The sequence below is a fragment of the Psychrobacillus sp. FSL H8-0487 genome, assembly GCF_038008385.1.
Classification (GTDB): Bacteria; Bacillota; Bacilli; order Bacillales_A; family Planococcaceae; genus Psychrobacillus; species Psychrobacillus psychrotolerans.
Genome location: NZ_JBBOZA010000001.1, coordinates 2,697,447 through 2,722,846 on the forward strand (window position 1 = coordinate 2,697,447; position 25,400 = coordinate 2,722,846).

Annotated in this window: 22 protein-coding genes; 4 read left to right on the top strand and 18 right to left on the bottom strand. The window is 33.7% G+C overall.

Features of this window, described 5'->3' with window-relative positions; all coding sequences use genetic code 11:
* Positions 1-368: 368 nt before the first annotated feature.
* From MHI47_RS13815 to MHI47_RS13825, 3 genes are read right to left on the bottom strand one after another with little or no spacing between them, the layout of a single operon-like run.
* Complete coding sequence (locus MHI47_RS13815; RefSeq protein ID WP_093537751.1) at positions 369-2,150, bottom strand: acyl-CoA dehydrogenase family protein; 1,782 nt, start codon at positions 2,148-2,150, stop codon at positions 369-371.
* Between the two features lie 30 nt (positions 2,151-2,180).
* Complete coding sequence (locus MHI47_RS13820; RefSeq protein WP_093537750.1) at positions 2,181-3,356, bottom strand: acetyl-CoA C-acetyltransferase; 1,176 nt, start codon at positions 3,354-3,356, stop codon at positions 2,181-2,183.
* Between the two features lie 29 nt (positions 3,357-3,385).
* Entirely contained in the window at positions 3,386-5,770 is a 2,385-nt protein-coding gene (locus tag MHI47_RS13825; RefSeq protein WP_340831169.1) for a 3-hydroxyacyl-CoA dehydrogenase/enoyl-CoA hydratase family protein, read from the bottom strand.
* 197 nt (positions 5,771-5,967) lie between these two features.
* Between MHI47_RS13825 and MHI47_RS13830 the strand changes: the two genes are divergently transcribed.
* Positions 5,968-6,288 carry a thioredoxin family protein gene (locus MHI47_RS13830; protein WP_340831171.1) on the top strand — a complete coding sequence of 107 codons (321 nt, stop codon included), beginning with the start codon at positions 5,968-5,970 and terminating at the stop codon, positions 6,286-6,288.
* 171 nt (positions 6,289-6,459) lie between these two features.
* Positions 6,460-6,927 (top strand): STAS domain-containing protein, encoded by a 468-nt coding sequence (locus MHI47_RS13835; protein WP_093537747.1) that lies wholly within the window; start codon positions 6,460-6,462, stop codon positions 6,925-6,927.
* 62 nt (positions 6,928-6,989) lie between these two features.
* On the opposite strand, the gene MHI47_RS13840 is transcribed toward MHI47_RS13835, so the two are convergent.
* Positions 6,990-8,243, bottom strand: a complete 1,254-nt coding sequence (locus tag MHI47_RS13840; protein ID WP_340831172.1) for a GNAT family N-acetyltransferase — start codon at positions 8,241-8,243, stop codon at positions 6,990-6,992.
* 139 nt (positions 8,244-8,382) lie between these two features.
* Here MHI47_RS13840 and MHI47_RS13845 point away from each other — a divergent pair, with 139 nt between their 5' ends.
* Positions 8,383-8,898 carry a C39 family peptidase gene (locus tag MHI47_RS13845; RefSeq protein WP_340763075.1) on the top strand — a complete coding sequence of 172 codons (516 nt, stop codon included), beginning with the start codon at positions 8,383-8,385 and terminating at the stop codon, positions 8,896-8,898.
* Here MHI47_RS13845 and MHI47_RS13850 read toward each other — a convergent pair whose 3' ends face one another.
* On the bottom strand, positions 8,899-9,774 hold the full coding sequence (locus MHI47_RS13850) for a 5'-3' exonuclease (RefSeq protein WP_340769811.1): 876 nt from the start codon (positions 9,772-9,774) through the stop codon (positions 8,899-8,901).
* Positions 9,775-9,877: 103 nt separating this feature from the next.
* On the opposite strand from MHI47_RS13850, the gene MHI47_RS13855 reads away from it, so the two are divergent.
* On the top strand, positions 9,878-11,092 hold the full coding sequence (locus MHI47_RS13855) for an NAD(P)/FAD-dependent oxidoreductase (protein ID WP_340831173.1): 1,215 nt from the start codon (positions 9,878-9,880) through the stop codon (positions 11,090-11,092).
* 92 nt (positions 11,093-11,184) lie between these two features.
* Here the strand turns inward: MHI47_RS13855 and MHI47_RS13860 are convergent, their stop codons facing one another.
* The 13 genes from MHI47_RS13860 to MHI47_RS13915 form a co-directional block, all read right to left on the bottom strand.
* Positions 11,185-11,790, bottom strand: a complete 606-nt coding sequence (locus MHI47_RS13860) for a hypothetical protein (protein ID WP_340831174.1) — start codon at positions 11,788-11,790, stop codon at positions 11,185-11,187.
* 78 nt (positions 11,791-11,868) lie between these two features.
* The gene (locus MHI47_RS13865) at positions 11,869-12,576 is read right to left on the bottom strand and encodes a WbqC family protein (RefSeq protein ID WP_340831175.1); all 708 of its coding nucleotides are present in this window, start codon (positions 12,574-12,576) and stop codon (positions 11,869-11,871) included.
* A gap of 63 nt (positions 12,577-12,639) precedes the next feature.
* Positions 12,640-13,905, bottom strand: coding sequence for a glycosyltransferase family 4 protein (locus MHI47_RS13870; protein ID WP_340831176.1), 1,266 nt, complete (start codon positions 13,903-13,905; stop codon positions 12,640-12,642).
* A 24-nt stretch (positions 13,906-13,929) separates the two neighbouring features.
* The gene (locus tag MHI47_RS20210; RefSeq protein ID WP_445678296.1) at positions 13,930-15,000 is read right to left on the bottom strand and encodes an EpsG family protein; all 1,071 of its coding nucleotides are present in this window, start codon (positions 14,998-15,000) and stop codon (positions 13,930-13,932) included.
* Positions 15,001-15,051: 51 nt separating this feature from the next.
* Positions 15,052-16,263 carry a glycosyltransferase gene (locus tag MHI47_RS13875; RefSeq protein ID WP_340831177.1) on the bottom strand — a complete coding sequence of 404 codons (1,212 nt, stop codon included), beginning with the start codon at positions 16,261-16,263 and terminating at the stop codon, positions 15,052-15,054.
* A complete protein-coding gene (wecB, locus tag MHI47_RS13880; protein WP_340831178.1) occupies positions 16,260-17,390 on the bottom strand; it encodes a non-hydrolyzing UDP-N-acetylglucosamine 2-epimerase in 1,131 nt (376 codons plus the stop codon). The genes MHI47_RS13875 and wecB overlap by 4 nt, the downstream gene beginning before the upstream one ends.
* Positions 17,391-17,392: 2 nt before the next feature.
* Positions 17,393-18,502: a polysaccharide biosynthesis C-terminal domain-containing protein gene (locus MHI47_RS13885; protein ID WP_340832063.1), complete on the bottom strand. Its 1,110-nt coding sequence runs from the start codon at positions 18,500-18,502 to the stop codon at positions 17,393-17,395.
* On the bottom strand, positions 18,499-19,518 hold the full coding sequence (locus MHI47_RS13890; RefSeq protein WP_340831179.1) for a nucleoside-diphosphate sugar epimerase/dehydratase: 1,020 nt from the start codon (positions 19,516-19,518) through the stop codon (positions 18,499-18,501). Before MHI47_RS13890 ends, MHI47_RS13885 begins: the two co-directional genes overlap by 4 nt.
* A gap of 19 nt (positions 19,519-19,537) precedes the next feature.
* Positions 19,538-20,788 carry a glycosyltransferase family 4 protein gene (locus MHI47_RS13895; RefSeq protein WP_340831180.1) on the bottom strand — a complete coding sequence of 417 codons (1,251 nt, stop codon included), beginning with the start codon at positions 20,786-20,788 and terminating at the stop codon, positions 19,538-19,540.
* 235 nt (positions 20,789-21,023) lie between these two features.
* Positions 21,024-21,725 carry an acetyltransferase gene (locus MHI47_RS13900; RefSeq protein WP_340831181.1) on the bottom strand — a complete coding sequence of 234 codons (702 nt, stop codon included), beginning with the start codon at positions 21,723-21,725 and terminating at the stop codon, positions 21,024-21,026.
* Positions 21,726-21,849: 124 nt separating this feature from the next.
* Positions 21,850-22,713 carry a glycosyltransferase gene (locus MHI47_RS13905; protein WP_340831183.1) on the bottom strand — a complete coding sequence of 288 codons (864 nt, stop codon included), beginning with the start codon at positions 22,711-22,713 and terminating at the stop codon, positions 21,850-21,852.
* Between the two features lie 374 nt (positions 22,714-23,087).
* Complete coding sequence (locus MHI47_RS13910; RefSeq protein WP_340831185.1) at positions 23,088-24,383, bottom strand: lipopolysaccharide biosynthesis protein; 1,296 nt, start codon at positions 24,381-24,383, stop codon at positions 23,088-23,090.
* A gap of 53 nt (positions 24,384-24,436) precedes the next feature.
* A complete protein-coding gene (locus MHI47_RS13915; protein ID WP_340831186.1) occupies positions 24,437-25,384 on the bottom strand; it encodes an NAD-dependent epimerase/dehydratase family protein in 948 nt (315 codons plus the stop codon).
* Positions 25,385-25,400: the final 16 nt, after the last annotated feature.

Consider the following 25,400-nt stretch of genomic DNA (forward strand, 5'->3'; position numbering starts at 1 on the left):
TAAGGCTGAAAGGGAATCCTATCAAAGATAATGTTCCTAACCAAGCAGACATTTTTATCCCTATATTAACTTTGACTACTCTTAATATCTAAGCGAGAAGCTATGCAATATTTTAAAGTTGAGTACTACTAACTTAATTGATTGAAGTGAAAGGTGGCGACTTCTGCGGGATGAGTGAGACAGATGAGATATCACAGCGACGCGCTAGCTTATCGCTACCCCGCGAAACGCGCCCACCTGAAACGCAAATCAGTATTAGTAATTATTCATTCTTTCACCCTTAAAACACAGTGTTCACGGTACAATTTTATATACTCCTAATCTTCAAAAAAGCCGATCCACAAGGGATCGGCTTTTTCATGAATTGATTAAAGAACGTATTTTTCTGCTTCGATCAGTTTAACCGATGCTTCACGTTTTTTCTCAATTACGTTGTATGGAGTGTAGCGAGTCAATTTGCGTAAAGCAGAAATCATCATACGTTGGTTATCTCCATCTACAGCTGCAATAAGAGTTTCTTTTGCCGCTTGTTCGATTTCGATAAACGCTTCTTGTGTAAAGATTTGTGTATAAAGAAGTTTTTGTGCTGCTTTTTCTTCTCCATCACGACCGATAGCTTTTTCTGTACGAAGGACTGCGGATTCCATAGCAAATAAGTTATTAGCGATATTCGCAATGTTCACTAGTACTTCTTGCTCTGCCTCTAGTTTTGTACCAAAACGTTGAGCAGCAAGTCCAGCTACTAAAATACCAATTTTCTTCGCATTAGCTACTAATACTTTTTCTTGTGCAAGTGCTTCTGTTCCAACCTCTTCAGGCATCATCATTAATAGCTCTTCTTGTAAGCCCGCAGCTTTTTGAAGAAGTGGCAATTCACCCTTCATTGCTTTTTTCAGGAATGTTCCTGGAACGATTAAGCGGTTGATCTCGTTTGTTCCTTCGAAGATGCGGTTAATACGAGAGTCACGGTAAAGGCGCTCTACTTCATACTCTTGCATGAAGCCATATCCACCATGTAATTGAACAGCTTCGTCAACAATGTAATCTAGAACCTCAGATCCTACTACTTTGTTAATAGAACATTCAATTGCATATTCAGCGATAGAAGCAGCAATTGCTTTTCCGTCTTTTTGCTCTTCTGGACTTAACTGACTCATACGCTCTTCAAAGTATCCTACAGTACGGTAGATTAAGCTTTCTGTCGCATATAATTTTGAAGCCATTGTAGCTAGTTTGTTCTTCGTTAAATTAAAGGAAGAGATTGGTGTTTTAAATTGTTGACGTTGGTTTGTATAAGCGATTGCTAACTCTAATGCACGTTTAGATCCACCAATTGTACCTACCCCTAATTTATAACGACCAATATTTAATATGTTGAAAGCGATAACGTGACCGCGTCCGATTTCACCTAAAAGATTATCAACAGGAACTTGAGCATCTTGTAAGATTAATGTACGAGTTGAAGATGATTTGATACCCATTTTCTTCTCTTCTGCTCCTACAGACACGCCTGGGAATGTTTTTTCTACGATAAATGCAGAGAATTTGTCTCCATCCACTTTAGCGTAAACAACGAATACATCTGCAAATCCAGCATTAGTAATCCATTGTTTTTCCCCATTTAATACATAATGTGTACCTTCAGCATTTAACTTCGCCGTAGTTTTTGCGCCTAGTGCATCAGATCCTGAACCTGGTTCTGTAAGTGCATAAGCAAATATCTTCTCACCTGATGCAGATGACGGAAGGTATTTTTGTTTTTGTTCTTCATTACCAAATAGAACGATTGGCAGTGTACCAATTCCAACATGTGCTCCGTGAGTAATGGAATATCCACCGGCTACAGACATTTTTTCTGAAATTAGTGCAGAAGAAATTTTGTCTAAGCCAATTCCACCATATTCTTCTGGAATATCAGCTGCAAGTAGACCTAGGTCACCCGCTTCTTTTAATAAACGAACAGAGTGTTCAAATTCATGATGCTCCAAGTTTTCTACCACTGGAAGTACTGAGTTTTTAACATACTCCTCTGTCGTTTTCGCAATCATCTTTTGCTCGTCGTTAAAATCCTCTGGTGTAAATATACGACTAGCGTCTAAATCTTCTACTAAAAACGCTCCGCCTTTAATTGCCTCTTTTAATTCGTTCATATATATTCCTCCTATTTGTTTAAAAGATTCTTATAGTAATTCGAAAACTCCAGCAGCTCCCATACCGCCACCGATACACATTGTAACAACTCCAAATTGCTTCCCTTGACGTCTTAACTCACTCATCATTTTCAATGTTAATATTGTTCCCGTCGCTCCAAGTGGATGACCAAGTGCAATTGCTCCACCATTTACATTCACCTTATCCATATCTAAGCCTAAATGACGAACAACTTGAATTGATTGAGAAGCAAATGCTTCGTTGATCTCCCAAAGATCGATGTCCTCAATGGATAATCCAGCAAGTTTTAATGCTTTTGGTACTGCTACAATCGGTCCAATCCCCATTACTTCAGGAGGTACTCCACCAACTGCAAAAGAACGGAATTTTGCAAGTGGTTTTAAACCTTGTGCTTCAGCTACTTCACGGTCCATGATTAGAACAGCACCTGCTCCATCAGAAGTTTGCGATGCATTTCCTGCCGTTACGGATCCACGAACATTGAATGCAGGACGTAATTTTGCAAGTGTTTCCAGTGAAGTTCCAACACGTACGCCTTCGTCCATTTCGAACATGAATTTTTTCTGTTGTGCTTTATTGTTTTCGTCTACAAAATGCTTGATAACTTCAACAGGTACAATATCATCATTGAACTTTCCTGCAGCAATTGCAGCTGCTGCTAGTTCATGTGATCTTACTGCAAATGCATCTTGGTCCTCACGACTAATACCATATTTCGTGGCCACTTGTTCTGCTGTGTGACCCATTCCCATATAGTATTGCGGAGCTGTTTGTGCTAGATGTGCGTTCGGGCGAATGGTATTACCCATCATTGGAACCATACTCATAGACTCTACGCCACCAGCGATAATCGCCTCGGCGTGACCTAACATAATACGCTCTGCACCATATGCAATGGACTGTAAGCCAGATGAACAGAAACGATTCACTGTAATTGCTGGAGTTGTATCCGGCAGTCCTGCTAATGCTCCGATATTACGAGCAACGTTCATCCCTTGCTCTGCTTCTGGCATTGCACAACCTAATATAAAATCATCTATCGGGCCATCGTATCCACCCGCTCTTAGTAATGTTTCTTTAACTACTAGCGCTCCAAAATCATCTGGACGAACCGTCGCTAAAGAACCTTTTTTCGCTTTACCTACTGGTGTTCTTGCCCCAGCTACTAATACTGCTTCACGCATGAGCTCTCCTCCTTTACCTTTATACAACTCTAGTTGCGTAGTGGTTTACCCTTCACTAGCATGTGTTGCATTCTTGCTTGAGATTTTGGATCTGCAACTAAACTTAAGAAAGCTTCTCGCTCTAAGTTAAGTAAATATTGCTCATCTACAAATGTACCGTATGGAACTTCTCCACCCGCAACAACATATGCAAGCTTTTTCGCAATTTTAAGATCATGCTCACTGATAAATCCTGAAAGGAACATTCCTTCAGCACCTAAAACAAGTGCCGCAAATCCTGGAGATCCTGATACAGGAACTTTTTCACGAATCGGTGCTTTATATCCTGCTTCTGCAAGAGATAGTACTGCTTGCTTCGCATCATAAATTAAGTGGTCTGGGTTAACGCTAATTCCATCTGCAAAATTCAAGAAGTTGTTTTCACGAGCTTCTTCAGCTGATGTAGAAACTTTTGCCATTGCTATCGTTTCAAATACTTTGCTTGCCACCGATAGATAATCTATCTCGACACCGTTTGGAAGTCCTTTTAAGTGCTTAATATAAAGCTCTTTGTTACCTCCACCACCAGGGATAAGGCCAACTCCAGCTTCTACTAAGCCCATATAAGTCTCAGAAGATGCTTGGATATGAGCAGCCGGTAAGCATGTTTCTGCTCCCCCACCTAAAGTCATTCCAAATGGAGCAACTACAACTGGTTTAGCCGAGTATTTAATCTTCATCATTGCATTTTGGAATTGACGAACAACAAAATCCAATTCGAAGATATTATCGTCCTGCGCTTCCATTAAAATCATTCCAAGATTCGCTCCAACACTGAAGTTTTTCCCTTGGTTACCTATAACAAGGCCTTTGAAGTTCTTCTCAACTTCCTCCACCGCAAAGCTAATCATTTGAAGGATATCTAGACCTATCGAGTTCGATTTAGAATGGAACTCAAGCAAAGCAACTCCATCTCCTAAATCTATTAAACTAGCACCCGAATTAGATTTAATCACGCCATGTTTTTTCTTATATCTTTTTAGGTCAATTACTTTATCACTTACGGCAACTAATGAATAATCAGTACCGTTAAAATAATATTGATCTCCATCTTCTTCTTTATAGAAGGATTCGAATCCTTTATCAAGTAAAGACTGAGCGAATACTGGAATTTCAAGTCCTTCAGCAGACATTTTTTCAACGGATTCCTTTACTCCGATGGCATCCCATATTTCAAATGGACCTTGCTGCCAACCGAAGCCCCACTTCATTCCTTGGTCAATTGCAACGATATTATCTGCAATTTCTCCGTGTAATTTAGCCGAATAAATTAGTGTAGGACTTAAAATGCTCCAAAGTAATTCTCCAGTTCTATCTTTTGCATAAGTTAATGTTTTCACTTTTGCAGCAAGACCTTTTTGTTGCTTAGCCATTTCCATTGAAGGCGTTTTCAATTTCTTCATTGTTTCATATTCAAGCGTTTCAGGATTTAGTTCTTTAATTTCTTTTCCTTCTTTTAAGAAGAACCCTTGCCCCGTTTTAGCACCAAGCCATTTGTTGTCCAACATTTTTTGCATAAATGCAGGTACTTCAAATACTTTTTGTTCCTCACCAGTTGTTTGGTCAAATACGTTTTTCGCAACATGTGCAAATGTATCTAAACCAACTACGTCTAATGTACGGAATGTCGCAGACTTAGGACGACCAATTAGTGGTCCTGTCACCGAATCTACCTCTCCAACTGAATATCCTCTAGCTTGCATTTCACGAAGTGTTACAAGCAAGCCATAAGTACCAATGCGGTTGGCAATGAAGTTCGGTGTATCCTTTGCTAGTACTACGCCTTTCCCTAATACATTTTCACCAAACTGCTTCATGAAATCCACAACTTCAGGAGCTGTTGTATTAGCTGGAATAACTTCTAAAAGTTTCAAATAACGAGGAGGATTAAAGAAATGTGTTCCTAAGAAATGCTTTCCAAAATCTTCCGAACGACCCTCCACCATAGCATTAATACTAATGCCTGATGTATTTGAACTAATGATTGTGCCTGACTTACGAATTGCATCTATTCTTTCATATAAACTCTTTTTAATTTCTAAGTTTTCAACTACTACTTCAATAATCCAGTCGACGTCTTTTAGTTTTTCAAGATCGTCCTCTAAGTTGCCTGCCGTTATTAACTGTAAGTTTTTCTTAGCACTTAGTGGTGCAGGTTTTTGCTTCAACAACTTTTGAATAGCTGTCCCCGCGAATTTATTTCTTACTGATGGATGCTCTATAGTTAGTCCCTTTGCTTCCTCATCTTTGCTTACCTCTTTTGGTACGATATCTAATAGTAATGTAGGAATACCGATATTCGCTAAGTGAGCAGCAATTCCTGACCCCATAACTCCTGAACCTAATACAGCGGCCTTTTTAATTTGATATGTCATATGCAAAGCCTCCCCTTCATCTTGAATGAACGCTCATTCATTTTATTCACAAAAAAAATAGAAGCAATCTCTATGTCTATTAGTTTAGACCAAAATTTAAATTTTCGCAATAATAAAATGAATAAATAATTCTTTTTTCTTTCTCCAACATAAGAAACAGTGTACACTGTAAACAAAGTCATAGGAGGTAAATAAACATGCAAAAAATTACAACTACTGAACAATTTAATGAGATCATTTCTGGTGATAAAGAGGTTTTAGTAAAATTTGAAGCTGGCTGGTGTCCTGATTGCCGTCGTATGGAAATGTTCATCGATCCAATCGTTGAAAGATACAACCAATACACTTGGTACGAAGTAAATCGTGATGAACTTCCGGACGTAGCTGAAAAATATGAAGTAATGGGAATTCCAAGCCTTCTTATTTACCAAAATGGCGAGAAAAAAGCACATCTTCATAGCGCAAATGCAAAATCCCCTGAGCAGGTTACAGAATTTTTAGATGCACAAAGTAAGTAAGAAAGTATCTATAGTAAAATACATCTAACCTTTATACTCGACGAGCTTTGGCAAAAGCATGGTAACAGAATCATAGCTACCAAGAAGTATATGGATAGAAAGGCTGTTTCTATTAGAAGCAGCCTTTTCTTTTAGACGAAAGAACAGAAAATAATAGAGGTGCTTACTTATATGTCTCACGAACAAGAAATAATGGAACTTAAAGAAAAAATCACTTACTACGAAAAAATTATCAAAACAATCTCTACACCTATTATTCCATCAATCGTTCCAAAGACGATTTTAATCCCTATCGCTGGCTATATGTTTAGAGAACGCTTTGAAAATATTCAAACTAAAACGCTTCAATATATTGGAGAACACAAAGAAATTGAACAAGCTGTATTTGATTTTACTGGTGTTAATGTAGAAGATGTGGAGGCCTTTGACTATAACGAACTTGCACTGGCTATTTCCAGTTTGAATAGCTCACTTCGTTTAATGGGTATTCGTCCTATATATGTTGGATTCAATCCTCGTTTTATCCGTGAAATTGTGCATGCTAGTATCCAAGTTGATATTGAGACGTATAAAAGTTTCCGTGAAGCATTGAAAAAACTTTTAGGTGAATCCGATAATACCATTAACATTAAAAAATAATGATCAGGAGAATTGCTTATTGTATAGCGATTCTCCTTTTGTTTTACTTTCGCTCTATTAATTTAAAAAGCCGTAAAACAAATGGGCCCATTTTTTGGTTTAAACCATTCATCTAGTATTTTAGGATCTATCTGATGTATCGCTGCTTCTCCGATATTATATAGTGATTCTACTGTTACACATCCCATCCACCACGAACTTAAATCATGGATTCCAATAGTAATATTCGCTTGTATATTATCTTCAACTTTCTGAATCGCCCACTGCCCACTACTATAAGATAATTCATATAATCCATGTTGATCTGTAATAAATGTATCCTCAATTGCCAATAAAACTTTTGTCTTATCTTGAGGTTTTCCTAGACCATGAAAATTAGTGCCATTAACAAATGACTCTATACTTGTAATTCGATACATAATACCAGAACCTGTAGTAGCCACCTCATGATATACACTTGGAATTACATGATTGGAATCGTTCGATGGATTAGAAAGACTATATACAAATGATTGATCATTCGTGCGGAAAACAACTCGATCTACTTGATCCTGTTGTGAACTTACCCATGAAGCGAGTTGCTTATAGGCATTTGGGTTACTCCAGATCCATTCATGAATAATCATATGATGATGTAGAAAATGACTATCTTTTACTGGTTCCAACGTGAAACCTAGAGCCCCGACTAAACGATTTTCCTCCTCTACACCAACATAATATGTTTTTCTCGCTTTAATATACTCTCTTTCCTTCCAAGTTCTTTTCAACATACCATGGTTGTTTTGTGCGTATTCATTGTAGAGAGTTACAATCGCCTCTTCATCCGAAGCTGTTAAAAATTTCACTTGGCTTTTATTGCCATCAGCTAACATTTCTCCTGGTTTAAATTTAAATTCATATCGTAGTGGGCCATAACCATAACCCATTTTCCGATAAAAACTTGGATTAAAAGGATACAGTGATACAAGAGCGACCTTTTCCTGTCTAGCATAGTTATGAAAATAAGATAGAAGTTGATAAGCTACTTTTTCTTTTTTATGTAATAAATGCACTGCGACCATACCAATACCAAATATACGTTGAAACTTTCCATTTATATTGCACTCGAAATCATTCACACGAAAAATCCCAAGAAGTTCATCTTGTTCATCAAAACAACCAAAGAATTGAATTCCATTAGCTTCCCTTTGTTCTGTTTCCAATCGCTCTATTAATTCTTTTTTCTTTTCATCGGTTTGAATTAGCATTCCAGGATAAGCTAATGAAGCTATATCGGCAGCCTTTTTTAAATCCTTGCTTTGCAGTAACCTAATCATTCTATTTCCTCCAGTATTATCGATTGTGTTAAATTGTATTATAGAATAGACGAACAATTTAGAGAATAATAATTTGCTTCAGATATAAAAAAAGAGTTTTCCCATGAAAAAGGAAAACTCTATTATTAGGAGGTCGAACATGAAGATACAATTACCGGTTCAAGGTTACTCCCAATATGATACTACAATTCAAGCTAACTACCGCGCTTCTGCGTGTGGTCCAGTCACTGCTTACGTGTTATTAAATTATTTGTTCCCAAATACTAGTTACCATCAGCCAAATGATTTGTATGAAAAATTGGGAGGTACACGTATTGGGTTATTTACCTATCGATTTATACGAAATATGCGTAAGTTGCTCGGACCGAATTGGATAGTAGACAAATGTACGTTACGAGATGCACTGGTCGAACTAAAAAGTGGCAGAGCAGTTGCCTTAAAATTTGATAAGTACTTTTCACTAAAGTGGAATAAAAAATTTACGTTTTCCTATCACTGGGTTCCACTTATTGGCTATGAAATAGTTGATAGTGAAGTAGTATTAATAATCCACGACAATGGAGGTAGAAATCGTCCAAGTCAAATTAGAAGAGTTCGCTATTCAGATAATGCACCGATTTTGACATTTGTCCAAATTACTCCGATAGGAAAATAACTATTTTTGAAGCTGTCTTGCCAAAATAGTATAACCATGCTCATATAAGAAATCGTGTTTTGCTGAAGGAATTTCTTTTAATACTAAATGTTCTAGTTCCGCTCCAATCGGGACATCTCTTCGAATGGTAGCTAACTCTTTAGAAAGCTTTAGCATTTCCAAATCCGTTTCAATTTTAGTTCGTTGACCAGCTTTCAAAAGCGGTAAAGCCTCTAAGACTTTATCAACTGTTCCATAGGTTTGAACAAGTTGTAAAGCTGTTTTCGGACCAATTCCCTTTACGCCCGCATAGCCATCACTAGAATCTCCCATAAATGCCTTCACATCAGGGAAAAGCAATGGAGAAATGCCGTATTCTTCATAGAAGCGAGATTCATTATACATATCATAAATAGAAAAACCTTTTTTCGTGAACGCAATTTCTGTAGATGGCTCCAGTAATTGAAGCAGGTCCTTATCTCCACTCACTATCGTAAACCTTGCGTCATCCTTCCATTTATGTGTAATTGAAGCAATGGTATCATCTGCTTCCATTCCAGCTATTCCAAAGTTCATCCATCCTAAATGCTCAGACAACTCCTGAGCCATATCAAACTGTGGAATAAGCTCTTCAGCTGGCTTTGGACGGTTTGCTTTATAACCGTCGTATAACTCATTCCTAAATGTAAGCATCCCTTTGTCCCAACAAACAGCCATATGAGTAGGCTGCATCAAATTTTGTGCTGCTAATACATGCCGAGCAAAACCTTGCACCGCATTTGTCGGAATTCCTTTATCATTCTTGAAATAATTACCAGACATTGCTGTGGCAAAAAACGATCTAAATAATAATGCCATTCCATCTATTACTAATACATGTGGTTTTTCCTGAGTCATTTCAAACACCCTTTTTTTGAAGTTTACTTATTATAACATGGGGAGGTTCATTCTATTAAACAATGGGTATATACTAGGAAACTAATAGAATGGAGTATGAAAGATGAAAATACATAATGGATCTCTTTATTGGCCTACTACTACAACACCATTTACACCAAAAACTACTTATGAAAAACTAGACATATATGATGTAGTCATAGTTGGTTCTGGAATGTCAGGTGCACTTACAGCACTTGCTTTAGCTGAAAGTGGTCTCAAAATAGCGATACTAGATAAACGTGAAATGGCTACAGGCAGTTCTAGTGCAAATACCGGCCTGTTACAGTACTCCAATGATATTATGCTACACGAACTAATTGGACAAATCGGAGAAAAAGATGCTGTTCGTTTTTACCAACTTTGTTATGAGGCAATGGATGATCTTGAACGTGTTGCGAAAAAACTTCCAAACGAAGTAGACTTCATACGCAGACCAAGTATATGCTATGCGAGCGATGAAAACGATGTAGAAAAGATAAAAGCTGAATATGACACATTAACAAAATACGGGTTCCCTTGTGACTACTGGGGAAGAAATGAAATGGCAGAAAAAATGCCTTTTACCAAACATGGCGCCTTAGTTACTCATGGGGATGCAGAGATTAACCCACTTAAGTTTGTGCATGGAGTTCTTACAAGAATTGAGGAACTGGGTGGACATTTATTCCCTTATACGGAGGTAATGGATGTATTTGAGGACAATGACTATTTAGATATCCGAACATCTAATAACACCTTTAAAGCTAAACAAATCATCTATACAACTGGCTATGAAACTCCACCAGTTGGCAAAAGAATTGGGGCAGATATTAACCGCTCTTTTGCCTTCGTTAGTAACCCAATCTCGAAACTGAGTGATTGGTATGAACAAGCGTTAATTTGGGAAACACAGCGACCTTATTTATATATTCGCTCAACAGTTGATGGAAGATTAATAGTTGGGGGATTAGATGAGGATAAACCAGTGGCACCAGACTCCGAGGAAGTCATTCAACAACGAGCAGAAAATTTGTTACAACAAGCAAGAGAGCTCTTCCCTGACTATGATATTCAAATAGAATACGCATATGCAGCAAGCTTTGGAGAATCTATTGATAATATTCCATTTATAGGGGAACACCCAACGAAGTCCAATCACTATTACCTACTTGGATATGGTGGAAATGGTACTGTCTATAGCATGCTAGGCTCTTATATTTTAAGAGATTTAATACTAGGAAATAGAAACGAAGATTCCGAGCTATTTCATCTTGAGCGGAGATATGGTGTGAGATAAATATATAAGCTGATAGAGGATCATGGTTAATGCATGATCCTCTATTTCTTTTCGTTTTGAAATTCCTTAAACAATTCAAAAGCATTTTTTAGCTAAGTAGAATTTCTTTTAACCTTCGAAATAATCATTTCTTTAGTCCATAAGAAGTTCCGATACGATTTAGCTCTTAAAGTATTAGTTGAAAATATAGTTTTCGTGGTGTATGGGGAAAAGTCTTTGGAAATACTCTTTGATTTTAATTGGGTGTTACCTATAAGTAAGTATTCTTTCATACTTCTAGCTTGTAAATATTTAGATAAATTACGGACAGTATTACCACTTTCAAATAATCCATTTAACGAGAATACGACACTCTTTTTCATGTTAATTAGTTCATCAAAAACAAACATAATCACACGGTCTCTATCTCTTTCTTTTGCAATAATATCCATAGCATTAACTTCATTCTGTGAAACAAAACAAAGTATATAACCAAACCAGGTTTCTTTAGAATGGAATGGAAAAAATGCAATAATACGATTATGCTCTTTTACAGCATAGATTTCTATACCTTCTTTTTGTCTTAAGTTCACCCATAATTTATATAGAAATTCATACTCTAAAAAAGGGTTTCTATTTTCATTTGCTTCTAAAATTGATAACCAATCTTTCTCGTATAGACTCAATTGTTTATACGATTTTATGAGAACAAGCTCCAACTAATCCTCCGTTCATGTTAAGTTTGGTGTAAAAATACTTTTTAAATTATTTTTCATAAAAACTCGTGGTACCCAATCTTAAATAAGCTCAAAATCATTTAACATTAAATTTGTTTGAATCGGACCATTGAACATCATGACATCTAATATGGATAAATTGGGTACAAATTCATTATGAATTAATTGAGGATATCTGATATCTAGGGTTTTCAAGAACTTCAACTCAATACCACTTAGACCAAAATCCTGATTTGAGTATAGAGAACGTCCACCAATTGCATTAATGTACTGATCAGTAGAAAGTAATTTACAAATATCTAAAATCCTATCTTGCCCTTTTAGTTCGTTACATTTACTTATTTCAGAGGATATTATTATTTCTGTATCAATACATAAATATTTACATACCTCTTTTATTGAAAACACTAGGTACTTTGCTAGGTTTTTTTCATGTTGGTTTATCACAAGCTCCACAATTGGAAAAACACTTTCAAAAAATGGAGCTTTAATATATGACTCTTTGATTGTTTTAAGCAAATCATTATTATAATTGAGATCGTGGGAAACCTCTATTTCATTTAATAACTTATTTTGACTGACTTTCTTCAATCGGACATTCATTAACTTAGGATGGCCATTCACTAATATATTGTTTCTATTTATCCATCCACGTTTGATATAGCTTACATCATCATATATTACGAATTTATCAACAGCATTTATTAATTGCCAATAACCTATATAGGGGAAAAAGTATGGCTGCATAATGGCTAGTTTCAAATTCACACTCCTTATTTTTGCTCCTTAGTATTTTAGATATAACCATCTATAAAATAACTTCTCATATTTCTAAGCCTCGAGTATTCGTTTGTATATCTCAGTTAATCTTGTTGTATTTTGTAATCTATCATGAGTTTTTAATGCTTGTTCCCTCGCTTTTATTGACATACTCACAGCTAATTTTTCACTTTCAAATATTTCGCAAACATAATGGGCTAGCATATAAGGAGCATCTGCTTGATAGACAAAGCCTTCCTCTTTATGTTTCAACATATCAGGCACTCCACCAACATTAGAAGCTACACAAGGAACGCCTAAAATCATCGCCTCCCCTAATGAATTGGGGCTGTTTTCAATAGATGATGGGCAAACGAATACATTTGATTTTAAGTATCTATTACATATTTGTTTTTCATCTAATGGTCCAGTAAATACTATGTTATGCTGCAAATTATTCTTACTAATCATTTTTTTAATGTAATATCCATAGTAGGTCATGAGTAATTTGTCTTTCAATGAACCTGACTTTGTAATATCCTTTCCACTTATATATATTTTAGCTTGTGGATATTTTTGTAGAATTAAAGGCATTGCTTCTAACATATAGTGAAGGCCTTTAATTGGATATTGACCTTGACTTAGAAAAATCGAATGCTTTTCACATTTTTCTATATTCCATTCATGATTGTAAAACTCTTCTCTCAATGTTTCATTACAAAAATGGTATTCTGCTTTTGGGTTAATTTGTGATGTACATGCTCTATCCCAAGTAGTTCGACCAATAATATGATCTACTTTTTGGATAGCTTCTATCTCGGCTCTACCTCTTTTGATAAATAGTTTCTTCAATCCTATAACATTATCCATTTTAAGTAGATTTCTAAGAGTAAATCCATATATTATTCTATAAGGTAAATTCGCATAAACATGCTTTTCTATAATAGAGACTATGCCTTGAATAGAAATCAATGACCTTATATTTTCATTATTACAAACATTAACCATTGCGAGTGAATGGACAAGTTCTGTTCCATAAATATGTACAAGATCTGGATTAACTTCATTGATAATTTCTTTAAATATCGTATTTTCACTTATTTTTTTTTTGTCGTGATCTCTAAGTATTTTAGAAGCATAATAAGTAATTTTATCACCTTTAAGTCTTATTGATTGAGTAACACCTTTTTTAGGAAATATAACTGTTAATTCAACATCTTCTTGAGCTACTAAATGACTTGAAGCATTGAAAAGCCATCCTCCATATGGAGAAGATTTTTCATCCATTAATAAACTTGCTTCTGGTAGTGGAATATTTACTAACCATAAAATTTTCATAGTGATCCTCCAAAATTATTAAGTTTATTTAAAAGACCAAATAAAGTAGAAAGGATTAAAACCTGTTCCATTTAAACCAAAATAATTATAAGCAATAGACACAGTAACTATCGCAAAAATAAATACTATACGAATATATGGATTCCTATGTTTAGAAATAATATACGGAATTAATAATAGTACATATGGGGCGAAAAAATGAGAAATCCTCTCTATCACTTCAACTTTCATGCCCATAATTGAAAAAAAAACATAAAATATAACTGAATTAGTCCAAATATTTACTTTCCTATTATTTTTATAGTCTATGTTCGATAAGTTGAGTAACATAATAAATAACATTGTTAATGGTAGAACTATATTTTTATAACTAAATCCCACCATGCCGTATGAACCTTCTATATAGTGAGTATAAAAATAATTTTGTATAATCGATAATAGTTTATCAATGTATATAGTTGATAATAAAAGAAAAGATAAAGTGAGAAGTACTTTCTTAAAACTAAACTTATAATTTAATATAAAGAAGAAAGGAACCATTATGAACGATGTCTTGTGAAATAGTGAAGCAATCAAAATTACCATTAAATATTTCATAATTTTCTTTTCATATAAATACTTTGATCCTGCAAATATAATTGATACTGCTAATATCTGCCTTATTAAATTAAATGAAATATAGTACTGACCTATTGCTACGAATAGTAGTACACTTAACCAAACATAAACTGAATCTTTTTTTATTTCTTTTAAAAACAGGTAAATTATAACAAAAGAAGTAATTAACATAATAAAAACACTATTATCAGTGAAGATTCCAATGACCCTATTGAATATAACAAAACCTATTTCTTGTCCAAACTGGTTAATGAATAGTTGATTAAAACTGAATTGATTATATAGATCGAAAAGGAATACATAATTCTTATAGTCAGAAGTAAAATCCCCCCGGAATCCAGAAAATAATAACAACACTATACCTGTTATCCACAAATAGAAATTGCTTAAAATATTATATGAAATTTTCCTTTTGTCTAATAAAAATATCAAGGCTGGCATTAATAAAAGAATATAAAGAGTTAAATAAAGTAGCATAAATTACACCTCTGTAAATTCACAATTATTTACATGTTAATAAGATCAACTCTAGTTTATAAAATCAATAATTTTCTTACCTTGAATTTTATAATTACGACTAAGAGCAAATTTTTGCGCCTTGATTCCGAAATTATTTCTTTCCTTATCACTCTTAATACGCAATGATTGAATCATATTAAAAATAGTAATTGGTTCGTTGTTCTCTAGCATATAAACATAATCTTTATATTCTTTAGGCATTCCAGGTAACATAGTAGTAATTAGTGGAGTACCAGAAAGCATATATTCGAGTGTTTTAGAAGGAAAAGAGTATTTTACATATTCATCATCTGCAGATCGAGCATTGATTAAGAAATCAGATTTTTTTTGAATTTTTAAAATTTCTTCATTTGGGACAAATCCCTTATACCTTATATTTTTATTTGCAATACAAATTTCTTTCAATTCTTCTTCATAGTCACCATGACCGTATATTTCAAGTATAATTTTATTTTCTTTAATTAATTTAAAACCTTCTACTATATTTTTAATTCCGTATCTTTTTTCCAATGAACCCGTATAAACAATCTTCAACACATCTGTATTTTCTACACTATTTATTTTTTCACCTGAACTTATATCAGCTTCATCAATTATTCCTTCTATAACCAAATAAGGCTTCTTAGGAGCAAAGTCCTCTGCTAAATACTTAGTAAGTGTTATAACTTTAGATGTTTTTTTCATTAAAAACCTAGAAACAAATAATTCTATTTTTCGTAATTTAGATTTTATAATGCTTTCCCGTTCATTTTTAATAGAAGGTGGATCGGTCCATATTCCAATAAAGTCTATTTTATATATCTTTGAAATGATATAGCCGATCATCATAAAGGGAACATGTACTGAATAAACAATTACGGCACCTTTATTTTTTTCCTTATGAAAATTTTTAATACTGTAGTAAAGACCTGAAAAAAATCTTGTTACAACTTTGAAAATACTAGTATTAATAAAGCTAATTTCTAGAATGTTTATTCTTTTACCAACAATATCTACGTTCCATTTTTTACTTCCAACTATTTTTTGTGGACTAAATGGATAATCCGAAATGGGTCTTGCTGAAATATACGTGAAATTAAAATTATCTTGTATCTCCATACCTTTTATTAAATTCCAAATAAACTTATGCGTTTGAATCGGTGGAAACTTATCTTTTTTTAGTACTTCCTTCATTTCTTGATCTGATATTGCAAAACCTAAAAAAAGAAAGTTTTTTTTCATATTTTTTTATCCCAAACACATCTATTCACATAGTCTGTATAAGATAGAATTATTCTTAGTACTTTCTCCGAAACATTTGTCACGCTATAATCTGCCACTCTTCTTAAAGTGCTGTTTTGCTGCGTTTCTAAAAGCTCTAATCCTTGCAATATTCTATCTTTCCCTAAACCTACCATCATTACTGATGTCTCTTCCATTGCCTCCGGTCTTTCATGGGCTTGCCTTATATTAAGTGCTCTAAACCCAAGAATGGAGGACTCTTCACTTATCGTTCCACTATCACTTAATACTGCTTTAGACTTAATTTGAAGTTTTACATAATCATTAAATCCTAAGGGTTTAATTATTTTCACTAATGGACTAAACTCTATCTCTTTACTATTTATCATATTTTGAGTTCTTGGGTGTGTACTTATAATCACAGGTAAATTATATTTTTCTGCAATTGCATTTAAGCTTTCAACTAAATCTAAAAAATTTGTTTCCAAATTAATATTCTCTTCTCTGTGTGCAGACACTACAAAATACTTTCCTTCTTCAAGGTTTAAACGCTCTAGTATATCAGCTTTGTCAATATCAGCTTTTCTTGAATTGAGTACTTCAAACATAGGACTTCCTGTCTTAATAATACGGTCAGCTGGTAACCCCTCTCTTAACAAATACTCTCTAGCAATATCACTATAAGTTAAGTTAATGTCCGCAATATGATCGACAATCTTTCTATTCGTTTCTTCCGGTACTCTTTGGTCAAAGCATCTATTCCCTGCCTCCATATGAAAAATAGGAATATGCCTTCTTTTGGCGGCAATAGCACATAAACAACTATTTGTATCGCCTAAAACTAATAAGGCATCCGGTTTTACTTCATCCAGAATTGGATCAATTTTTATTAATATATTTCCTATAGTTTCTACAGCTACTCCTGTAGCTGCATGAAGGAAATAATGTGGTGCCTTTAGATTAAAATCCTCAAAAAACACTTGATTTAATTCATAATCATAATTCTGGCCCGTATGTACAAGCGTATGTTCGAATGCAGAGGATTCTTCTAATTTATTGATTACTGCTGATAATCTTATAATCTCTGGCCTAGTTCCAACTACTGTCATGACTTTTAACTTTTTCATCGTTATACCTCCAAGTAGTGAGTATCTGGCTTTTCAGGATTAAAAGACTCATTTACCCACATGACGGTGACCATATCATTTGTGCCAATGTTTACGATAGAATGCGTATATCCTACAGGGATATCAACTACTTGAAGTTTTTCTCCACTTACCTTGTACTCAATAATTTCTTCTGAATGAACTTCCCTAAATCTGATGAGGCCTGACCCGCTTACCACTAGAAACTTTTCATTTTTAGTATGATGCCAGTGATTACCTTTTGTAATTCCAGGTTTAGAAACATTTACGGAAACTTGCCCTCTATCAGATGTTCGAATAAATTCAGTGAAGGATCCTCGATTATCCACATTCATCTTTAGGTCAGATAAGAATTGATCTTTAGGTAAAAAGCTTAAATAGGTACTATAAAGCTTTTTCGTTAAGTCATTCTCCATATTAGGTACACTCAACTTCACTCTGTCCTCTTTGAAACTTTCGATTCGTTTTGATAATTCACCAAGCGAAATGGAATAAGTTACTTGTACCGTACAATAGTTTGATACTTTTGTCGGTGAATCTTCTAATGCAGCTATAAATTCTTCTAAAACATCATCTATATAACAAAGAGCCAGTTTTGCTTCGGGATCATTCACTTTAATATTTAGATTTCTAGCAACATTAAAGCAATATGTAGCAACTACTGTATTATAGTTAGGCTTACTCCATTTTCCGAATAGATTAGGCAGCCGATATACATACACTTTTGCTTCCGTTTCTTCCGAGTAATTAAACAGGATATCTTCACTGGCCTTTTTACTTTCTCCGTATGCATTCGATGTTTCTGCTTGAATCGACGAGGTTAGTAGGATAGGTGACGTATTCTTATTCAATCGAAGAAATTCTAATAATTTTGCTGTAAAACCAAAGTTACCTTCCAAATATTCTTCTTCTTTTTCCGGTCTGTTAACACCAGCCAAGTGAAAAATAAATTCACATTCTTTTGTATAATCCTTTAAATCCTCAAAAGAATTATCTCTCGTAAATAGAAGTAGATCTTCATACCCTCTATTTTTCAATTCTGCTACTAAGTTTTTGCCAACAAAGCCGGAAGCTCCCGTTATTAATATTTTCAGTTGTTCCATCCTTTCAATTCACTTTGTATATATGGTAGTTGATGTAATTTATCTTTTATTTGTTCGATTGATAGTCGAAACGTATTATGAGAATTATATTCTTCTTCCGATGTAAGCTTTTTATCTCCAGTTGCAAAATATTTATCATAATTTAAATCTCTATTGTCGGCTGGTATTCTATAAAACTCATTTAAGTCTTCAGCAACCGCATGTTCTTCTCTTGTTAATAAGGTTTCAAATAACTTTTCACCATGCCTTGTTCCAATAATCTTCAGATCGGTATCCGCATGAAAGAGTTCTTTCACAGCTTGCGCCAAGTCAGCGATTGTAGAAGCTGGAGACTTTTGGACCATGATATCCCCAGCCTGTGCATATTGAAAAGCGAATATTACCAACTCTACAGCTTCTTCAAGACTCATTAAAAACCTAGTCATATTTGGATCTGTCACAGTTAAAGCTTTTCCTTCTTTCAATTGCTCAACAAAAAGTGGAATTACGGATCCGCGAGACCCCATTACATTTCCGTATCTTGTTCCACAAATGACTGTTTTATCAGGGGATACAGTTTTAGATTTTGCAACAACCACTTTCTCCATCATGGCTTTAGAAATTCCCATTGCATTAATCGGATACGCCGCTTTATCTGTAGAAAGACAAATGACTTTTTTCACTCCAGACTCAATGGATGCATTTAGTACATTTTCTGTACCCAATACGTTTGTTTTAACAGCCTCCATAGGGAAAAACTCACAGGAAGGAACCTGTTTAAGAGCAGCTGCATGAAAAACATAGTCTACATCATCCATTGCGTACTTAACACTAGCTAAATCTCTTACATCCCCTATATAGAACTTCAGCTTGTCATTATTATATTTTTTACGCATATCATCCTGTTTTTTCTCATCCCGGGAAAAGATTCGTATTTCTTTTATGTTTGTATTCAGTAAGCGCTCCATTACTGCGTTTCCAAATGAACCTGTCCCACCTGTAATAAGCAATGTTTTATCACGAAACATACCAGGTCACATCCTTTCCTTAGAGTTTGATTAACTTATAATATTTATCGATATTAAGGTCTCTAATATATTTTGCATCATATAATTTCCTAGCATTACTAGACTCCCCTTCCATTAACGCCAAATTTAAATAGTATTTATTTATAGCATTCTCAAAACCTTCTAAATCACCTTGTACAATATTCATGCCGCATTTAAACTCATCTAAGTCTTTTGAAATATCCGTATTAGGGTCCATAATAGAAATTACTGGTTTTCCAGCTGCTAAATATCCGTATGTTTTACTTGGTACGCCAAGGCCTTCAATACCTTTTTCTAAACTTACCAAACAGACGTTGCTTATAGATAAAGCATCGGCATAGTCTTGTCCATGAAGAAATCCAAAAACTCTAGCATTGTTTATTTTGTTATTTTTTAAAAAACTTTTAACATATTCAACCTTACTTCCGTGTCCGGAGAAAATAAAAAATATGTCTTTGTGATTTTTGAAACTTAAGACTCCCTGTAAAATGGTTTCCATATCCTGAACTGGCCCCATATTGCCAGAATATAAGACTACGAACTTATTATTTTCTTGAATTTTCTTGAATTCATCATTAACTACTAATGGACTCTGGAGAATTTTTTCATTTGAAAACCAATTAGGAATGACTTGTAAATTTTTCGAACTTATAGCTATCTTATGATTCAATACATAATCTTTCATTTCATTACCTAAAAGAACAATAGTAGAAGCATTTGAATATACACGTCTATTAATAAAATTCATTACCTTATGGATTAACCCATTCACTTTTATACTCTTAATCTTTAATGCGTTATCTGGATAAATATCGAAGGCAACAAATATAAATTCTGTCCCGTAAAATTTTTTTAACAAATAAGTGATTAAAGGCAAAATAGGTGGGTTGGAGTAAACAATGATCCTCTTAAACTTTCTTAAGTAAAAAAACTTAGTTAACATAGATATAAAAAGTGAAAAAAAGTTAAATATACGACCAAGCTTTGACTTATTATTAAATGTGGTGTATTTAACCCTTTTAATCGTTACTCCTTCCAAAATCTCATTTTGGGGTATTTCATTATAATCATCAGATACAAATTCTTGAGGATATCCGCAAATTACAGTAACATCTAAGTCTCTTTTTTTTAAACCAATCGCAAGTTCTGTTATTAAAGTTGCAGTAGATACATGTTCCGGATAAAAGTATTGAGATAAGATTCCTATATCTTTTTTTATATTAATCACCTCATTTTTGTACCTTAACAAAAGACTTACTTTCCTTAGCGTGTCTCTTTTATATTATGCTTGGGCCTTCTGTATTATTAATAACCTTTAGGTAATTTGAGAATTTCCATTAGAGTTAGCAAATTAATATTGTAAAAATGGTATTAGCAAACATAACAAGCAGAGTCTAAAACAGCATAGAAAAAGGTAATACTTCGCTCTTAATGAACGAAATATTACCTTTTTCACTTTGACTAATTGAATAGTGCTTATTAAATCATAAGACAAGTTCACTCTCTATATTGAAATATCTATATACATCGACTGATGATGCTTTCGCGGGGCTGCCTTTATATATTTTCCCTTCTGGCGCATTCTTAATGACTAATGCTCCCGAGGATATAAAACAATCCTTACCGACCTTTATCTCATCATTAAAAGTACTATTTACTCCAATAAAACAATTCTCTCCAATTTCACAGTTTCCTGCAATAACTACTTGAGATGAAATAAAGCAATTATCCTTAATAACTGACCGGTGACCAACATGATTTCCACTCCATAAAATCACGTTATTTCCTACATTAACATGATGCTGCAATACATTATTTTCGAAGATAAAACAATTTTCGCCAATTGTTACATTTCTCCAAACAAAGGCTTTGGAACTAATATAAGTTACTAATTCATATCCTTTATTTTTCGTTTCATGATATAACCTTGTTCTTAATCTATTAAAATTAGTATAGGGAACTGCGACAAATGCTTTATATTCAGTTACCGGAAAAATCTGATGTACTTCTTCAAAAGGAACGACTGGTAAGTCATAAAGACTATCATTTTTTATATAAGCTTTCTCAGCAGCAAAAGCTACTATTTCATAAGGAGAATCGTAAGTGAAGTATTCATATGCTATTTCAGCAAACTCACCAGCCCCTACAATTACTAACTTCTCGCCATTCTTCAAAGGTTTATACATTATATCCACTCACCATACTTATTTATAGTTATTTTTACTTCTTCCTATAAAAACATATGATTCAAAAAATGAAGATATTCTAAAACTTGCATCCCTTTTTATTTGAATTTGCAAAAATATCTTACTATACTATTCCATAATTCTGAAATAATTCGAAATACTCCTTAGCAGTATTTTCATTTTTTCTTTCTTCAACAAGTTTTCTACTTATTTCACCGTGAGATACGAGTATTTCAGGGTTTTCAATGTATTTGACAATACTCTTAATAAAATCCTCTACTTTTAATTCACATATAAAACAATTTATATTATTTTTGGAATGATATTCAATATGGTTAATCTGATTACTCATTACTACGCCCATTCCTGAAGCTCTAGCTTCATATATCGTACCATTCCCATTTGAGTAGGTTGCTGGAAGAATTAATATATCCGAATCTTTATAAATTAAGTGCATATTATTCCAAGAATCTATCTGATTTAAAAATTTAACATTCTTTATTTGTTTATTATTTATATAAGCGACACATTCTGAATGAAGAGGACCATCACTATTCATTAGTAGTTCAGTATTAGGATATTTTTCAACTATCTCCTCAAATACTTTTAATACAAATAATGGCTGATACCTATCAATTAATCTATTCGCAAAGAGAATTCTAAATACATCGCTCTTATTTTTTACTCTTAAAGGATGTGTATAATACTCCTCCAAATCTTGAGGATAACTAGTCCAATTTACTTTTTCTATATCGAATCCTATTTCCTCTATAAATTGTTTTTGAGCGACTTGCCCCATTCCAAGATATAGGTCCGCACCTCTAAAAAACTTATTTAGGACATTTAACTCTTTTTCACTATTTTTTAGAGTTCTCAAGTCATTTGACTGGTCTCTATCACTTTTTACATATCTTAAGGGTTCACTCAAAAAGACTACTTTTTTATTAAACAATTTTGCCAGTTTAAATATTATTAGATGCCATTTCATGAACCCTCCTAACAAGATAATATCCGGCTTAAATCTCATAAGATCAAAAAATAAGCCGAAAGAGAAATATCCTACTTTCGGTAGTCTACCCGAAGCTTTCATTATCTTGCATTTGTCACCAAGCGGAATCTTCCACCATTCAGGTCTAGTTTCATCTAGGTGTTCATAAAACCAAAACTCTGCATTAAAGTAATCTTGCAGTGCATAACAAAACTTCACTTGATAGGGTGCAGCAAGATTACTTATAAAAACAACTTTTTTCTTTATCCCTTGTTCCTCCTTGGCTTTGAATCCTAGTCTAACAATATGTTAATTTACTACTTTATAAAAATAATAGTTATAGAATTTACCTCTTAAAGCTCTCTCTAATTACGTTAGTATTTATTTTGTGAGGTATGCTTATTTATTACATATTGTGCCAAAAGATATTTACAAAATTCAGCACATCCCATCGTAATACTAAAGATCAGAATCGCTAAGACAGCAGACAAATCTAGAATATTTGCCATATAAAATACAATAATAACTAATACTATTTTAGTAATATTTAAATATAGTTGAAGATGCTGTTCTTCAAAAACAAAAAACACCATACTAATTGGGTGGAAAATAAAATGTGTGTATGCGTAGATTGCCAATACACTAGCAAAAACTCCCCCATTGTACCAATTGTCCCCAAATACAATAACGAATAACTCTGGGCCCAATAGTATAAGAATAATCATTGGTATTGCTCCAATAATTGATAATTTCTTTAATAAACCTCTAGATATTTTTTTTATTGCTATAGCATTTGATTTCCCTAAACTTGCTACTTCACCATAAAAAACATCTTCCACAGATTTCCCTATTATACCCATAGGTAAAAATGTAATTGTTAAAGCAAGACCATAATATCCAACTGTTTCAGGATTATAAAAGGCAGAAAGAAAAAACACTGGGAGTTGACTTGTTAACGATATAATGAATAGGGTTGGAGCTGAATACTTTGGGAACCTTACATACCTCTTCGCACACCACCAAATAGACAATAAATCAATGTTCTTCAATAACGACCTTCGTTCTTTTGAAAACGAAATATAGAGATTAATAATTCCAGCACTTTGGCCAAGAATTTGTCCTAAAATTAATCCTATTGGACCGAAGCCCATAAAACCAAAAGCTATTTTCCCACCGTTACCAATAATGCTTTGAGAATATTTTGTGCGGGCAATGCCTTTATAATTTTTTTTTCTTAAAGCCCATTCAGTTAAAATTGCATATAATCCTGTCATAAAAAAGCCTATGACAATAAAATATTTATAATTTACTAGATCCGTTGCATTCAGCAGTAGAAGAAGAAAATCGCTAAATAGGAATATTGTTACTGTAAGTAAAAAGGTAATTAAACATAGAATAATTAAACTTAACAAAAGTAAATTTATAGCTTTGTTATCATTAGCAGCGATTGGGATAGCAGATTCGTAGCTTAGAGTACCCAATAGGCAGATTATCCCTAGTATTGAAATGAATAAGGTTAGAGTACTAAACTCCTCTGGTGAATATATTCTAGTAATGACTGGAGATAACAAAAGCGAGATTACTTGAGCAAAAGCCGCCCCACCTGCAATCATAAACACATTTTTGGCAAACCTATTCTTAAATATTCTCTTGAGCTTAATATCCTTCAATTGGGCAATCGCCTTCCAAATAAAAGTATACATCATAATAGATAAGTTAATAGTTAACTATTTATTGGTTGTGAACTTGGAACGCAATCCTGTTTTAAAGTTTTTTGATAAACATAATGGCCAATTGTTTCTCTTATTCCTTCTTCTAAGTGATAAGTTGGAGTCCATCCTAAGGAAGCTATAGCTTTGACATTCGAAAGTACACTTCTTTCAATTTCTCCATCTCTTAAGATCTCATAGACAGGCTCTGTATGAACACCCATTGCGTCAGTTATCTCTTTATATAATTGTTTAATAGATAATTCTCTATTAGAGCTAATATTAAAAATTCCAGTTTGCTTTGATAGCATAGATTGAATACATGCCTGTGCAATATCTTTTACGTATATGAAATCCCTTGTTTGATTGCCATCATAAATAATAGGAGTTTCTCCTTCTACTAAACACTCTATGAGACTTGTAATAACCCCATTTGGTTGCTTAGGACCATAAACATTTGAAAATCGCAATATAGTACTACTAAGATTAAATAATTTTTCATAAAGAAGGATATAGTTTTCTGCAGATAGTTTAGAAAGTGCATAAAAAGAGAGTGGTGACAATTTACTATCTTCCCCAACTGGAAAGATAGTGGGATTTCCATAAACCGCTGCTGTAGAAGCTACCACGCATTTTTTCACTCCATATTGTTTTGCAAAGCGTAAAATATTCAAAGTGCCCAATATGTTCGATTGACAATCTTCTACAGGGTTGATCATTGATTCAATAACTGATGATTGTGCAGCCAAATGAATTACATAATCTGGAAATTCTGTTTGAAAAACATTTTCTAAAGCCTTATCGGTAATATCTATTTTATAAAAAGGAACATTTTCTGTTAGATTAGTTAGCTTTCCAGTTGATAAATTATCTACTGCAACTACCGAGATTTCCTTTTCCAGTAAAGCTTGCACGACGTAAGATCCGATAAATCCTGCTGCTCCAGTGACTAATACTTTCAAATAATATCCTCCGATT

Coding starts and splice junctions, on each gene's coding strand:
- MHI47_RS13890 (WP_340831179.1), bottom strand. CDS start 19,518: ATGTTTCGTGATAAAACATTGCTTATTACAGGTGGGACAGGTTCATTT.
- MHI47_RS13825 (WP_340831169.1), bottom strand. CDS start 5,770: ATGACATATCAAATTAAAAAGGCCGCTGTATTAGGTTCAGGAGTTATG.
- MHI47_RS13875 (WP_340831177.1), bottom strand. CDS start 16,263: ATGAAAAAAAACTTTCTTTTTTTAGGTTTTGCAATATCAGATCAAGAA.
- MHI47_RS13845 (WP_340763075.1), top strand. CDS start 8,383: ATGAAGATACAATTACCGGTTCAAGGTTACTCCCAATATGATACTACA.
- MHI47_RS13830 (WP_340831171.1), top strand. CDS start 5,968: ATGCAAAAAATTACAACTACTGAACAATTTAATGAGATCATTTCTGGT.
- wecB (WP_340831178.1), bottom strand. CDS start 17,390: ATGAAAAAGTTAAAAGTCATGACAGTAGTTGGAACTAGGCCAGAGATT.
- MHI47_RS13855 (WP_340831173.1), top strand. CDS start 9,878: ATGAAAATACATAATGGATCTCTTTATTGGCCTACTACTACAACACCA.
- MHI47_RS13815 (WP_093537751.1), bottom strand. CDS start 2,150: ATGAACGAATTAAAAGAGGCAATTAAAGGCGGAGCGTTTTTAGTAGAA.
- MHI47_RS13905 (WP_340831183.1), bottom strand. CDS start 22,713: ATGAAATGGCATCTAATAATATTTAAACTGGCAAAATTGTTTAATAAA.
- MHI47_RS13835 (WP_093537747.1), top strand. CDS start 6,460: ATGTCTCACGAACAAGAAATAATGGAACTTAAAGAAAAAATCACTTAC.
- MHI47_RS13820 (WP_093537750.1), bottom strand. CDS start 3,356: ATGCGTGAAGCAGTATTAGTAGCTGGGGCAAGAACACCAGTAGGTAAA.
- MHI47_RS13850 (WP_340769811.1), bottom strand. CDS start 9,774: ATGACTCAGGAAAAACCACATGTATTAGTAATAGATGGAATGGCATTA.
- MHI47_RS13870 (WP_340831176.1), bottom strand. CDS start 13,905: ATGAAAATTTTATGGTTAGTAAATATTCCACTACCAGAAGCAAGTTTA.
- MHI47_RS13840 (WP_340831172.1), bottom strand. CDS start 8,243: ATGATTAGGTTACTGCAAAGCAAGGATTTAAAAAAGGCTGCCGATATA.
- MHI47_RS20210 (WP_445678296.1), bottom strand. CDS start 15,000: ATGCTACTTTATTTAACTCTTTATATTCTTTTATTAATGCCAGCCTTG.
- MHI47_RS13900 (WP_340831181.1), bottom strand. CDS start 21,725: ATGTATAAACCTTTGAAGAATGGCGAGAAGTTAGTAATTGTAGGGGCT.